General features: G+C 58.3%; 12 protein-coding genes. 8 read left to right on the top strand and 4 right to left on the bottom strand.

Features of this window, described 5'->3' with window-relative positions; genetic code table 11:
* The 3 genes from SPYCW_RS09990 to SPYCW_RS09980 all read left to right on the top strand — a co-directional run bounded on the left by SPYCW_RS09990 (nt 1) and on the right by SPYCW_RS09980 (nt 1,698).
* The gene (locus SPYCW_RS09990; RefSeq protein ID WP_120106752.1) at nt 1-393 is read left to right on the top strand and encodes an Hsp20/alpha crystallin family protein; all 393 of its coding nucleotides are present in this window, start codon (nt 1-3) and stop codon (nt 391-393) included.
* A gap of 12 nt (nt 394-405) precedes the next feature.
* The gene (locus tag SPYCW_RS09985) at nt 406-906 is read left to right on the top strand and encodes an Hsp20/alpha crystallin family protein (RefSeq protein WP_232014664.1); all 501 of its coding nucleotides are present in this window, start codon (nt 406-408) and stop codon (nt 904-906) included.
* 138 nt (nt 907-1,044) lie between these two features.
* On the top strand, nt 1,045-1,698 hold the full coding sequence (locus SPYCW_RS09980) for a hypothetical protein (protein ID WP_120216649.1): 654 nt from the start codon (nt 1,045-1,047) through the stop codon (nt 1,696-1,698).
* A 40-nt stretch (nt 1,699-1,738) separates the two neighbouring features.
* Here SPYCW_RS09980 and SPYCW_RS09975 read toward each other — a convergent pair whose 3' ends face one another.
* The 3 genes from SPYCW_RS09975 to SPYCW_RS18820 are packed head-to-tail and all read right to left on the bottom strand — an operon-like array spanning nt 1,739 to nt 5,985.
* Nucleotides 1,739-3,436, bottom strand: a complete 1,698-nt coding sequence (locus tag SPYCW_RS09975) for a cation:proton antiporter domain-containing protein (protein ID WP_120106747.1) — start codon at nt 3,434-3,436, stop codon at nt 1,739-1,741.
* An 18-nt stretch (nt 3,437-3,454) separates the two neighbouring features.
* On the bottom strand, nt 3,455-4,930 hold the full coding sequence (locus SPYCW_RS09970) for a phospholipase D-like domain-containing protein (protein ID WP_232014663.1): 1,476 nt from the start codon (nt 4,928-4,930) through the stop codon (nt 3,455-3,457).
* Nucleotides 4,927-5,985 (bottom strand): hypothetical protein, encoded by a 1,059-nt coding sequence (locus SPYCW_RS18820; protein ID WP_145985972.1) that lies wholly within the window; start codon nt 5,983-5,985, stop codon nt 4,927-4,929. The genes SPYCW_RS09970 and SPYCW_RS18820 overlap by 4 nt, the downstream gene beginning before the upstream one ends.
* Nucleotides 5,986-6,377: 392 nt before the next feature.
* Here SPYCW_RS18820 and SPYCW_RS09960 point away from each other — a divergent pair, with 392 nt between their 5' ends.
* On the top strand, nt 6,378-6,887 hold the full coding sequence (locus tag SPYCW_RS09960; protein WP_172595468.1) for an Hsp20 family protein: 510 nt from the start codon (nt 6,378-6,380) through the stop codon (nt 6,885-6,887).
* 103 nt (nt 6,888-6,990) lie between these two features.
* On the top strand, nt 6,991-7,491 hold the full coding sequence (locus SPYCW_RS09955) for an Hsp20/alpha crystallin family protein (RefSeq protein ID WP_120216646.1): 501 nt from the start codon (nt 6,991-6,993) through the stop codon (nt 7,489-7,491).
* 51 nt (nt 7,492-7,542) lie between these two features.
* On the opposite strand, the gene SPYCW_RS09950 is transcribed toward SPYCW_RS09955, so the two are convergent.
* Entirely contained in the window at nt 7,543-8,676 is a 1,134-nt protein-coding gene (locus SPYCW_RS09950; protein ID WP_120216645.1) for a S1C family serine protease, read from the bottom strand.
* A 535-nt stretch (nt 8,677-9,211) separates the two neighbouring features.
* On the opposite strand from SPYCW_RS09950, the gene SPYCW_RS09945 reads away from it, so the two are divergent.
* From SPYCW_RS09945 to SPYCW_RS09935, 3 genes are all read left to right on the top strand, one after another.
* On the top strand, nt 9,212-11,200 hold the full coding sequence (locus SPYCW_RS09945) for a ParB/RepB/Spo0J family partition protein (protein ID WP_120216644.1): 1,989 nt from the start codon (nt 9,212-9,214) through the stop codon (nt 11,198-11,200).
* Between the two features lie 155 nt (nt 11,201-11,355).
* On the top strand, nt 11,356-12,297 hold the full coding sequence (locus SPYCW_RS09940; protein WP_120216643.1) for an ArdC family protein: 942 nt from the start codon (nt 11,356-11,358) through the stop codon (nt 12,295-12,297).
* A gap of 11 nt (nt 12,298-12,308) precedes the next feature.
* Entirely contained in the window at nt 12,309-12,731 is a 423-nt protein-coding gene (locus SPYCW_RS09935) for a hypothetical protein (protein ID WP_015459196.1), read from the top strand.
* Nucleotides 12,732-13,025: the final 294 nt, after the last annotated feature.

The following is a 13,025-nucleotide window of genomic DNA, read 5'->3' as shown; positions in this document are numbered from 1 at the left end:
ATGAGTAACGACATGGAAACGACGACCAATGAGAAATTGGCGCAGCAGGCGGAGCAAGCACAGCCAGTCCAGATGCCCTTGACCGACATCGTCGAAACCTCTGACGGAGCAATTCTCCTCATCGAACTGCCCGGATGCAGCTCAGACGATCTGGACATCGAGCTTGCGAACGGCGTATTGACAGTCGCGGCAAGGCCTTCGGTTTCGATGCCCCAAGAGGGCGAATTGCAGCACATCGAATTTGTTTCAACGGCTTATGAGCGCTCTTTCCAGGTCTCGAAAGATTTCGATCCCGATAAAACCGATGCGTCGATGCGCGACGGCGTACTTACCTTACGCCTTCATCGCTCTGAGAAACTGGCGCCCCGGAAGATTTCGGTAAAGGCAGGATAAGAAGGAGGAACGATGATGAAGATCAAGGATCTTGTGCCATGGACGCGCTCGGAGAACCCGCGCCAGCCCGTATCGAATGCTGAGCAGGAAGATGCGCATCACTCTCTCAAACGTGACATCAACGCGCTTGTCGATAAGTTTGTCGAGAAGATCGGCAACCTCGATTTGCCGTGGCAGGATAATGAAGCCAAATCGGATGTAGTCCAGGCAGGCGATGCAGTCGAAATTTCGATCGAGTTGCCCGGCATGGATTTGGCTGACATCGATCTTTCAATTTCGGGCGACATGCTGGTGGTGAAAGGAGAAAAGAAGGTCGAGCGGCAGGAGGAAAAGCAAGGATACTTCCTCTCCGAGCGGGCCTACGGGCAAATCTATCGCGCCATTCCCCTGCCCCCGGGTCTCGACACCGATGACGCCAAGGCCGATCTGAAAAACGGCGTATTGACCATTTCAATACCGCAGTCGGCCGAAGCACGATCCTTGATGAAGAAGATTTCGGTCAACAAGGCATAACCCCTTGTCGGGGCGGGCCCAGACCGCCCGGAAATACCGACCACCGGCTAAGCACAAGCGCTTCAAATCTGGTCTCGTAATATGATTTGCGTGAAAGACTTGCTTTTGCGCTTCCAACGATGAGAAAGCACGCAGAATATGTCCGATCGGGAGGATGATCAAACAGTCGACACGGTTGAAATCCGGGAAGTGGTTGGAATTGTTTACAATCACAACGCTCTTGAAGAAATGGCAACACAACTGGTTGCCGCAGGGGTGGACCGCAATGACATATCCCTCATGGCCGATTGGAATACGGTCATCGAAAAACTCGGCCTGACCTATCCCGATCCGGGCGCGGTCGTCGATAACCCCGAGACTCCGAGGCGGCGCCTAACGACCAGGGATGAACATGCCACGGTCACCGGAACCGTTTTTGGAACCTTGATTGCGACCGGTGCCTTAGCAGCCGGAGTACCCATCATAGCTTCAGGAGGTGCAATTCCGCTTGCACTTGCGGCATGTACTGCTGGCGGCGGAATAGGAGCGATGTTGGCCAAACTTGTTCGCAAGAATTTGCTGACGCGGGATGATGCCGATGCAATCGAGCATGATATAAATCGCGGCGGCATTGCAGTTTTTGTCAGGGTGGATAATGCGGATGAGGAGCAACGCGCAATCAACATCATGAGGCGCAATGGTGCGCATAATGTCCATGCTCATACCATCACATTACGCAAGGAATTGAGCGACCTCCCGCTTGCAAACGTACAGCCCGATCCATGGCTAGCCGACGACTGGCACGACAGATAAGGCCTTGCCGCTCATTGTAAATTCGCGCGCAGGGCAGACATCAAGCATGGTCTGCAGCATCGGAAGTCAAGGTGCAGGAAATTTTCTCGATCTCATTTTTAGGAAGATCGACAGCAGACAGTACCAGACGTGCCAAATCCATTCCCAGATATAGCTCCGGGTCTAACTGCAGGATCCGCTGGTCGGTGTGCATCGTCTCATCCCTATCCTGAGATGTGCCGAGCAAGACGATTTTCCCGTGAGCGTTTCCTTCGAGAAACCAGTCTACAATCCGGTTTTGCCTTTGCGAAGACGGTTTCGTTATCACGATTGCCGCCGCGACGTTTGCGCGCGCCGCCTCGAGCGTAGCGGTGCGACCCGGGTCGCCGAGAATGACTGGCAGCCCTTCTTCGCGCGCGGTCAAATAAAGTCTCAAATCTGGTTCGATCATCACAAAGTCGAGTTCTGCCAGTCTCACCGCTCTCGCCGCTGATCGCGCAAGGTTGTCCGCGCCGCAGAAAACGATGTGATTGATGCAAGCCCTGACTTCGCGAGCGACTTCCACCTCCTCGGTTTGCGGTAGATTGGTCATTCTGGATTTCCCGCCGCAGAGGTTCCGCGCGATGGTTTCCGAAGATCGGAAAAGAATTGGCCCAAGGCCCATCGAAACGACAAGCGCTAGCAGCAGTGGCTGGCCCAATTCGGTCGATATCAGCGAAGCGGTAAGAGCTCCGGAAAGGAGCAAAAGTCCGAATTCCCCACCATGCGCCAGAATTACAGCCGTCTGCAGCGCATCACGCGCAGAGGATCCGGATATCTTCAGTGCGATAAAATTCAGCGATGCTTTTGCAGGAAGGAGAACCAATAGCCAGGCAAGGACCGCCAGCGGACTGCTCCCAAGCTGGCTCAGGTCCAGCTGCAAGCCGATCGAGACGAAGAAAATACTAGCGAAAACGTCCCGAAAAGGCCGCAAGTCTTCCTCGATCCGGTGCCGGACATCGCTTTCACCCAAAATAAGTCCCGCCAGGAATGCACCCAGAGCAGCGGAAGCTCCGGCGAGATGGGCGGATTCCGCTGCCATGGCAATAATCGCGAGAGCGGCAAGGACCAGCAGCTCGGAATTGCCGCGCCGATAGATTGCCATCAGCAGCCAGTGGAGCACAGGCCTCGCCAAAGCCAGCGCGACGGTGAAGATTGCCAGGACCTTGAGGACTTCGAGCGATATCTCGACCAGACCGGGCTGTCCACCAGACTGCCAGATCGCGAGCATGGCAAGTAGTGGAATGGCCGCCAAGTCTTGAAAGACCAGCACCGAAATGGCCACACGCCCGTGCCGGGTGGTCAATTCCCCCTGGTCTGCCAACTGCTTTGCCGACAATGCGGTCGAGGACATTGCGACCGATGCGCCCAGCAAGATCGCGGGCGCGATTCCCCACCCCAGGCACCAAACGAGGCTTCCCACGGGCAGCCCCACAAGAAACCCCTGCAGCGCGCCAGCCTTCAGTATTTTGCCCTTGTCGCTCCAGAATTCGGTAAGCGAAAATTCCAAGCCTACCATGAACAGCAGGAGGATAATGCCTGCCTCGGCCATGAAGTCCAGCGCCGGACCATCGGGAAACAATCCGGTGACTGAGGACCCCAGAAGAATACCGACAGCAATATAGCCAAGGATCGTTGGAGCCTTCATGAGATGAAACAGCAAGCCGGCCACCAGGATGGAAACAAAGAGAATGAACACAGAAAAAAAGAGTTCTTCCATTATCGCGTTCCGCCAGTTTCAAAGGATCGGCGAAAACAGCCGCGCAAAGCCATTTCGCAGTTTCACGAAATACGGCATGTCAGACAGGTCGGTCGGCCTCACTTTCTTCGACGCAGACCTGATTCGGGCGAAATCGTCACCAAGCTCCAGTGCCAGCCTGCGATCGTAAATTTCCAGGTTGAATTCGAAGTTCAGGCGCAGGCTACGCGCATCCCAGTTGGCGGAGCCGACACACACCCAGGCATCGTCAATTATCATCAGCTTGCCATGATCGAACGGGCCGGGGCGCTCATAAATGCAGACACCGTGTTCGATTATCTGCCAGTAATGCGCCTTAGATGCCCATTGCACGAACAGATGGTCGCTGTTTTGCGGGACCACGATCTCGACCCGAACCCCTCGCAAAGCGGCTGCGCCCAGCGCGGCAATAGTAGGCTGATCAGGCAGGAGATAAGGGGTGCGAATGGAAATCTTTTTCTGAGCGGCATTGATTGCGCCTATAAAAATCCATCGCATCCGGTCCAGCGTTTCGTCAGGCCCGGATTCTACCCCGCGCGCAAGGCTAACTCCGTCGGTGATCGGACTGCCAGATTTGCCAGCCCAGAAGCCTTCGTCCAGCTCTACTTCCTTGCTGTCGTACCAGTCCCGCTCGAAGGTCTCCCGCATTTGCCCGACGACCGGACCCGAAACCTCAAGGTGCAGATCGCGGAAAGCGCTTTCCGGGGCCTTGGGACACCAATAGGGCCTATGGATGTTCATGCCGCCGGTAAAGCCCCGGTACCCGTCAACGATGAGCAGTTTGCGATGGTTGCGCAGATGCAACCCGTGCAGACGTGCCGGTATCACAGGGGGATTGAAAAGGGCGACATCAATACCGTGAAGCCGCAACGCTCCGAAGGCGTCCGAGTTGGATAACCTGGCATAAGCATCATCGATCAGGACCTTGACGCTCACTCCGCGCGACCGCGCTTGCGCGAGGGTATCGACAAAAAGCGCCCCGATCCCCTTGCCCTCGAAAATGTACGAGGCAAGGGCGATAGAATGCTTCGCTTCGCAAATCGCCTGAAGCATTTGCGGGTAGGCCTCTGTGCCCCCAAAAAGGGGGGTGCAACGATTTCCGGGCAACAGTTCTTTGCCTGACACGGTTCCCCCGAGACGCGCAAGACTGGCCAGATGAGGCGGCAAATCCTTGGCCGCCGAACCTAGATTGGAAAGTTCGCTTTTCGCTGGGCGAGCCGTGCGTAGCCGCATTGCTTTGCGGTTAACCCGATTTATCCCAAATAAAAGGTAGCAAAGTGAGCCGCCTAGAGGGACAAGAGCAACCGCTAGCAGCCAGATGGTCGCCGATCGCGGGTCGCGCTTGTGGATGATCGCGTGGCTGGCCGTGGCAATCGCAGCGATCACCGCGATTGAAAATATCATCCAGCTAAACGACGTAGTTTCAGGAATGTTCATACCCCGGTGCGCATCGGTGCCTGACGGCAGCAGCGTCAACCTTTGCTTCGGAAAATTTCTTCCCACGAGTCGGCACCCCACTCGGCGAGGCGCGCATCCAGAAAGGCGGATACCTTTTCGAAAATATCTTCAATCTCATCGAGCGCGCGGTCGACCACTTCCGAAACCTGCTTCGGTGCGAAGAGATCTTGCTGGCGCAAGACGAACACCCTGCGCCAGAGATTCGGCAGGTCGCGCAGAGCCGCGACCACGCCTGCAACGTGCACCTCATCGAGCGCGACTTTGGTCTGCGAGAGCTCAACTGGCAGGACATCGGCCAAAGTGACATGGTCGTCGGGCTGATAGAATTCGTAAAATTCCTCTTCGACCATAGCCTCCGCTTCATCTTCTGCATCTTGAGGCACTTCGCTGTCTAGCGGTATAGCCGACATCGAAATCTGCTGAGCGGCGATTTCCGCGTCGATCACCGCGAAGAGTTCGCGCAAGGCGGCAATCTGTAATTCCCCGGCATCCACGACCCCATGATCGCTCGCAATGACGCGCATGATGGCTTCGTCAACGATATCGGCGACTTCGGGATAGCCGGTTGGAAGTTTGCTCACGGCACGCAGATAGGCCAATTCACGCCTGGCAGCTGTTTCCAACTTGGGCCGGATTTCGGCCAGTCTCGCCTCTACCAGGCTGCGCTCCCTTTCAGGACGCTGATCGGCCCCGGTTGTGATCTCGTAGAGACGCTCGCGCCGCCTTTTGCGGGCGAATTCGGTACCATGGGCCAGTCTTTCCAAATGCCTGCGAGTAGCAGATGTTAGCTTGTCGATGACGTCCCTGGCCAATGAACGCAGATCGTCTCCCTTACTGTGAACGGCCACGATCCTCTGGCCCGGCAAATGCAAATGCACCGACAGGCTGAATGTCGCATCTTTGTCCGGCGAGCGACCAAGAACAGCCTGAATACGGGTAGCAGATGCTCCTCGTGCACCGAAAATTGGTTGAAGGGCCCCGACAGCTTCCTCCAGCAACGCCGTGCGCACGGTTGCCGCATCCTGTTTCGATGTAGTTTTGTCTGTGACTGACAGGCTGATGAAGATTGCCATGCGCTCTTATCCTGCGATGAGGTGTTGTGCACGCTGTTGTCTGGCGCGATCGCCTGCAAGGAGCAACCGGCGGGGGAATGCTTCCAGGGCTCTTGCTTGCATGAAAAGCATTCCCCAATCGTGTTTTGCGAATCAATGTACGCAAAAATGGGTACTGCAGATCGCTTCACGCGTCCACGCCATCACGTCAAAAGGAATACGCTTCCTCAAGCTACCGCTCAATGCGCTCTGATTATGTGTACATTCAACGTTAGCGGGGACCTCAAGAATTCTCCTGACACTTTTCAAAGGTAGGACCACCAGATGGCAAGACATGTTGCAGCCCCTACGACGAAATTCATTGGTATGCCGGTTGGACAGAGGGCGTCGGCTCTTGGTTCCCGGCGCCTCTCATGCCCAGATTGCTCAACAAGGAGGATTTGGAAATGAGAACTGCATTTGATTTGACCCCCTATCGCCGCTCGACGGTCGGTTTCGACCGGCTCTTCGATGCGCTCGAGAACAGCTTCCGCGCCGAGACGCAGGATGGCTACCCACCCTTCGACATCGTTCGCACCGGCGAGGACAGCTACCGGATCTCTCTGGCGGTTGCCGGCTTCCGTCCGGACGAAATCGACATCACTTCACAGCAGAACCAGCTCGTCATCTCCGGTCAGAAGATCGAGAAGGACGAAGACGGTGTTGAATTCGCTCACCGCGGTATCGCTGCCCGCGCGTTCGAGCGCCGGTTCCAGCTGGCCGATTATGTCGAAGTGCGCGATGCGGATTACGAGCACGGCATGTTGACGATTTCGCTCCAGCGGATCGTCCCGGAATCGCTCAAGCGGCGCAAAATCGCCATCGGAAGCCGCGAGCATGTCAATGACGACACGCCGCAGCTGCCCGAAGACAAGGCGGCCTAAGTCCAAATCATCGGGCAAATCCTCGGCGGGGTGGGTGCCACCGCACCTGCCCCGCTTGACGAAGCTTTGCCTGAACCAGTCGGAAAATAGGAGGAATGTCGAGATGGCTATTCGCGATCTCATTCCCTGGAAAAGCCAGGGCCAGGACATCGCTCCCCGGCAGGAGGAGCGGGTCGATCATCCGGTGATGTCGCTTCATCGGGATATCAATCGCTTGTTCGACGACATGTTTCGCGGGTTTTCCATGCCCTCGCTGCCGTCCATCGGGCGCAGCCTTGGCTTGCCGCGGGTCGAGCTGTCGGAGAACGACAAGGAAATCCATGTCACGGCCGAGCTGCCGGGCATGGAGGAAAAGGACATCGAAATCAGCCTGGACAATCACCAACTGGTGATCCGGGGCGAAAAGAAGTCCGAAACCAGCGACGAGGAACGCGGCTATTCCGAACGCAGCTATGGCCGCTTCGAGCGTCGCATCGGCCTGCCTTCGCAGATCGATGAGGACAAGGTCGAGGCGGCCTTCCGCAATGGTGTTCTGACCGTTACGGTTCCGCGTACCGCAGAAGCGGCACATGGACGCAAGACGATCCCGATCAACGCCGGTTAATGGCAGACAGGAGGGCTGGTCTCACCGATGGGACCGGCCCTTCTTCGTGCATCAGCTTCCCGGTTCGAGTTCGAGCCTGACCATTCGCTCTTCGCCGCCGCGCATCAGCGTAAGTTCGACGCTTTGTCCGACCCGAAAATCGTCTAGCCGGGCGAGCAGATCGCCGACTCTGGAAACGGGTTTGCCGTTCAGAGCGGTAACGATGTCTCCAGGAGCGACACCGCGCCTCGTACGCTGCGCAGCAACCAGACCGGCGCGATCCGCCGAGGACCCGGGATCCACCCGCAGGACGAAAACCCCTTCGATCCCCGAGGCGCGCTTGAGCCGGTCGTTTATATCGTCATCGCTTTCAACGCCAAGGCTGGGCCGCGTATAGCGCCCCTCGGAAATGAGCTGCGGCACAACGCGCATGACCGTATCGACCGGCACGGCAAAGCCGATCCCGGCCGATGCCCCGGAAGGACTATAGATCGCTGTATTGATCCCGATCAGTCGGCCCGCGGAATCGAGCAGCGGACCACCCGAATTACCGGGATTTATGGCGGCATCGGTCTGGATGAGGTGCCGGATGTCGGGACCATTCTCATTCGGCAGCGAACGATCCAGCGCCGAAACGATGCCCTTGGTCAGGGTCCAGTCCAGTCCGAACGGGTTTCCGATTGCGAAAACATTCTGTCCGACCTGCAGGTCGCTGCTTGTCCCGATTGGCACCCGCGCGGGCGCAGTGAAGCCCGCACCGCCTATTTTCAGGACAGCAAGATCGTGTTGTGGGCTAACACCGACCAGCGTGGCGGAAAACTGGCGACCGTCAGCAAGCTGGATTTGCGCTTCGGAGGCGCCCTCGATGACATGGAAATTTGTGACAATATGGCCGGCCTCGTCCCATACGAGACCCGAGCCGGAACCGCGCGGCACGCTATAGACATTGCGTGTCCAGAAATCGGCCACACGCTGCCGCGTCGATATGAAGACGACGGACTCGCGTGCGTTCCGGAACAGGTCGATTGTCGCACGTTCATCTGCGCCAAGATCGCCTCGCGCAGTGACGACGCGTGGTTCGGCGACCGGAGCGGACTGGTTGATCAAGAGGGCTGCTGAAGCGGCAAGAAGAAGGACGTTCATGATGATAAGGAGTTCGAAGTAGGTTTTTGACTTCGATACCTTGAGGTTAGGGGATCTATCCATGGAGGAAACTTACGGGCGCGGCAGCCCAAATCAACCGTCGAGTGAGGCCAGGGTCGCTCGTGATGATGTATTTTTTTGCCAAACCCTTCTTATACAGCGCTCACGACAAGCGCGAGTTTATCCCGTCTTGGATCTCAGCGCCGGTCCACCATCCCCAACCGCGCGAGCGTTGCAAGGCTTGTGAGGAATTCGATGAAGCCATCCAGCTATTACGACTGGATCGTCGATCTTATGAAAGAACTGGTGCGTTGCTAGGTTCGCCTACGCCCAGATGCAAATCAGTTTATCGTCCGCTATTCTGAACACAAAGAGAGCAATGAACCAGTCGTAACTCCCGTCGAAAAGTCGTGGATTGCATGTGCTGGGCGGCGATAGGGAATGTACCGGCAACCAAGGCACAACTCGTCCTGACTTGATGTTGCTGAATAAGGAATGGTCCGACCAGAGTCATAAGAGAGGGAAGGGGGCTTGCTTCTGATTGAGCCGAATGAGCGTCGAAAGTCGGTGCTTGGGCTCGCAATCAGGAGTATGTCCTATGATCAAGTCGATCCCGCTAACCAAGCTGATCCAGTCCCCTCGCAATGTGCGCCGTCACGGTGACCCAGCCGCGGATTCCGAACTGAAAGCGAGCATTGCAGCCCATGGGTTGTTGCAGAACCTCATCGTTCGGCCTGCGGCTCGTGGCAAATTCGAGGTCGAAGCCGGAGAGCGCCGTCGTTGCGCCTTGCTGGCGCTTGCCGAAGAGAAAGTCCTGCCAAAGGGCTACGAGGTTACCTGCCTTGTGCTTGAGGACGATGCGGAAATAGCCGTCGAAACGAGTCTGGCCGAAAACTTCCATCGCCTTGCGATGAACCCAGCCGATGAAGCGCAGGCGTTCGCTGCCCTTGTTGATGCTGGTGCCTCGACGGACGATGTCGCGCGCCGCTTCGGGCTGACGGTCCGCTTCGTCGAAGGCCGTTTGCGTCTCGCGACCCTCGCGCCTGTCGTCTTCGATGCTCTGGCATCCGGTGAAATCACTCTCGATCTTGCGAAAGCGTTCGGCGCGACCTCCGACCAGGAAATTCAGGCTCGCGTCTATGAGCAGGCGTCTTCGGGCTATTATGCGCCCAGCGCCGACAGTATCCGGCGCATGGTGCTGTCCGGCACGGTTCGCGGCAGCGATGCTCGAGCCCGTCTTGTCGGTCGCGACGCCTATATCGCTGCAGGTGGCCGGATCGAACGCGAACTCTTCGACGACGATGACAGCGAGTCCTGGGTTGATGTCGCGCTTCTGGAAACCCTCGCCTCGGAGGAGATGGAGAAACGCGCCCAGTCGCTCGCAGCAGAGCAGGGCCTTGCCTGGGTCAAGCCGACGCTTGACGCCTATGCCAGTCACGATCTCGTCGAAGGTCTTATTCGCCTTCCGGCCGAGCCGGCTCCGTTGACTGACGCCGAATTGGCCCGCCTTGACGAGCTCGATGCCTCGTACGATGAGCATGCGGCCATTCTTGAGGACGAAGACAGCGCCGAAGAAGCAATTGCTGCGGCCGAGGCGACGATCGAAGCAATCGAGCGCGAATGCCAGGACATTCGGGCAAAGCCCCCGGAGCTGGCACCCGAACTGAAGGCCGATGCCGGAATGATCCTCGTTCTCTCGCGCGACGGCACACCGGTTCTCCAGCCGGTGTTCTACGGCGAACGCGACATCGAAGTCGTTGGTGACGAAGATGTCGTCGAAGTTGTTGCGAGTGCCGGCAGTGATGGCAAACGCCGTGCAGCGCTTTCCAAGCGTCTGGTCGACGAACTTGCGATGCAACGTCGTGACGTGCTCGCGCTCCACGTGGCATCGGATCCCGGCCTTTCGCTCGACATCATGGTCTTCACCCTCGCGGATGCCGACACCCACGACTGGCGGTCACGCGCGGCCACGACCCTGCGTGGCGGCGTCCCCGCGGGTCCGATTGTCGGGTTCGAAGCGAAGGATGCGCCGGCAAGCGCGTCCCTTGCGGACCTGCGCTCGGGTCTCGATGAGAGTTGGCGATCTGGCGAAGACGCTTCGTCGCGCTTCAAGATGTTTCGGGCACTCGCTGATGAAAGTCGCGCAGCATGGCTCGGCTTCGTCGTCGCTCGCACGCTCGAGGCGAGCCTCAACATGGCAGGCGAACGTCAGATCGCGTTCCAGGATCATCTGGGCAGCACGATCGGCATCGACATGGCGCAATGGTGGCGTCCGACTGCGGCGAACTACTTCGACCGTGTCTCGAAGCAGGTCATTCTCGATGCGCTCACCGATGTCGGCGGCCTGGAACTGTCCTCGCGCTTCGCATCGGTGAAAAAGGGCGATCTCGCGATGAGCGCCGAGCGCGTCTTCGCGGGGACCTACATTACCGAGGTCGAAGTTCGGGAGAGGGCGCTCGCCTGGGTGCCCGAAGTCATGCGCTTTGCCGACCAGCCGGAAATTCCTGCCGATAACGAAGCGCAAAGTCCCGACGCGGATTTCGTCGCCAACGACGACAATCAGCCGCCGAGCGAGCTGGCCGCCTGACCTCCTCCTGACAGGAACGGCTGCTCGCCACCGTGAAGCGGTCCTCCGGCACATGCCGGGGGGCCGCTTCCTTCATGGAAAGAGAGCGGAGGGGGCTCCGGGATCTCCGGCACTGACCGACGGAACTGTCGTCAGGCCATTTCAGGAGATCCAACATGGCCTATCGCAAGGGACAAAGCGGCGGAGTGTCGCCTGCTACCCGTATCACCCAGGAAATCATCGCCCGCCTCGAGTCCGGCACGAAGCCGTGGATCAAGCCGTGGCGCGGTGTGCCAGTCTCGCGCCCATTGCGGGCGTGCGGCATCCCTTATCGCGGCATGAATGTCTTCTGGCTCTGGATGGTTGCCGACATGTGCGGTTACGCCTCGCCGTTCTGGATGACCTACAATCAGGCCAAAGAATTGGGCGCACAGGTGCGCAAGGGTGAAAAATCCACCATCGCCATCTTCTACAAGAGCTACACCAAGGAAGTCGAAGCCCCTGACACCGGCGAAAAAACCGACGAAAGTCGTCGCGTGTTGAAGGCCTATCCGGTTTTCAATGCCGATCAGGTCCAAGGTCTTCCGGAACGTTTCCATCCCGCCGCGACGCTTGAGGTGGTGGAGCCCGAGGGCCGTCAGGCTGAACTCGACTCATTCTTTGCCAGTATTCCGGCCGTCCTGCGTCATCAGGGCGACGAAGCCTATTATGAGCCAGTGGCTGACCGGGTGACAATGCCGCCCGCGCATCTCTTCTCGGGCTTCGATCACTATTACGCGACGCTCGCGCACGAACTGTCGCATTGGACCGGCCATGCCAGTCGCCTCGACCGCAATCTCAAGAATCGATTTGGTTCTGCAGCTTACGCCGCCGAGGAACTCATTGCCGAACTCTCGAGCGCCATGCTTGGCGCTGAACTCGGTCTGCCAGTCACCCACCTCGATAGCCATGCCAGCTATATCGAGCACTGGCTCAAGCTCCTGAAGCAGGATGACCGTGCCATTCTCACCGCTGCCGCGAAGGCTGAGGAAGCATCAAGGCTTTTGCTCAGACTCGGAGGACGGATCTCTGCCGATGATACCGACGAAGCGTCTGCCGACGCTGCGTTGGCCGCCTGAAGGAGGGTGTCATGGGCCGATCGGTCAGTTACCCCAGCGGGGCCATTGTCGCCTTCACTGTGCTCGAAGTCGAAAATGACGACGACTGGGACTTCGAATATGAGTGGCTCCGCGAGGATCTGCGTGAGCGCGCAGGGCAGGCATTCCCTTCTCTGATCGCGCACGACGGTTGGCGAGGCCGCGAAGACCGCATCCTCATGCGCAATGCCTATGCGGATTTCGGCGTGTCGGTTTACGCCGGCCTGGTTGCGGTATGGATCGTCGAGCGTGACGATGGCGCCTATTGGGATGCCGATTGGCGCACGGCCAGATCGCCCAGAGCACAACGCTGGCTGTCCCAGATCGCCCCGCGTTTTGAAGCGTTGTTCGGCGACTACGTCTGCCTCGGTCACATGTCGAACGGTGAAGGTGTTTACGCAAAGCGGGTGGCCTGAATGCGTCAGTCACTTTGACCGTGGCGAGCTGCCTGTCCTCCCTGACGAAGCTTGCTTTTGCACTCATGGTCTGAAGCCATGCGAGAAAGGCCCTGGGCCAGCCGCCAGTCTTCCGCAACCCGGCTTGCGCAGGCCCGAGTTGGCCCGGCCCTGTGGGCCGTTGGCCTGCCCGCGCCAGCCTGCCCAAGCAGGTTTCCCCTGTCGGGTGCGGAGACTGCCTCCAGCTGGCCCTGACGGGCTCTCGCTGGCGCAGCCATGAGCGGGTGCATCAGCCTCACGCCAGTCAGGAGGACA

The sequence above is a fragment of the Sphingopyxis sp. EG6 genome, from assembly GCF_003609815.1.
Lineage (GTDB): Bacteria > Pseudomonadota > Alphaproteobacteria > Sphingomonadales > Sphingomonadaceae > Sphingopyxis.
This window is presented reverse-complemented; position numbering and strand designations above follow the sequence as displayed.

Bases quoted from the DNA above. Each gene is read 5' to 3' on its own strand.
- SPYCW_RS09940 (WP_120216643.1), top strand. From the start codon at position 11,356: ATGGCCTATCGCAAGGGACAAAGCGGCGGAGTGTCGCCTGCTACCCGT.
- SPYCW_RS09945 (WP_120216644.1), top strand. From the start codon at position 9,212: ATGATCAAGTCGATCCCGCTAACCAAGCTGATCCAGTCCCCTCGCAAT.
- SPYCW_RS18820 (WP_145985972.1), bottom strand. From the start codon at position 5,985: ATGGCAATCTTCATCAGCCTGTCAGTCACAGACAAAACTACATCGAAA.
- SPYCW_RS09985 (WP_232014664.1), top strand. From the start codon at position 406: ATGATGAAGATCAAGGATCTTGTGCCATGGACGCGCTCGGAGAACCCG.
- SPYCW_RS09990 (WP_120106752.1), top strand. From the start codon at position 1: ATGAGTAACGACATGGAAACGACGACCAATGAGAAATTGGCGCAGCAG.
- SPYCW_RS09975 (WP_120106747.1), bottom strand. From the start codon at position 3,436: ATGGAAGAACTCTTTTTTTCTGTGTTCATTCTCTTTGTTTCCATCCTG.
- SPYCW_RS09980 (WP_120216649.1), top strand. From the start codon at position 1,045: ATGTCCGATCGGGAGGATGATCAAACAGTCGACACGGTTGAAATCCGG.
- SPYCW_RS09935 (WP_015459196.1), top strand. From the start codon at position 12,309: ATGGGCCGATCGGTCAGTTACCCCAGCGGGGCCATTGTCGCCTTCACT.
- SPYCW_RS09955 (WP_120216646.1), top strand. From the start codon at position 6,991: ATGGCTATTCGCGATCTCATTCCCTGGAAAAGCCAGGGCCAGGACATC.
- SPYCW_RS09950 (WP_120216645.1), bottom strand. From the start codon at position 8,676: ATGGATAGATCCCCTAACCTCAAGGTATCGAAGTCAAAAACCTACTTC.
- SPYCW_RS09960 (WP_172595468.1), top strand. From the start codon at position 6,378: ATGCCCAGATTGCTCAACAAGGAGGATTTGGAAATGAGAACTGCATTT.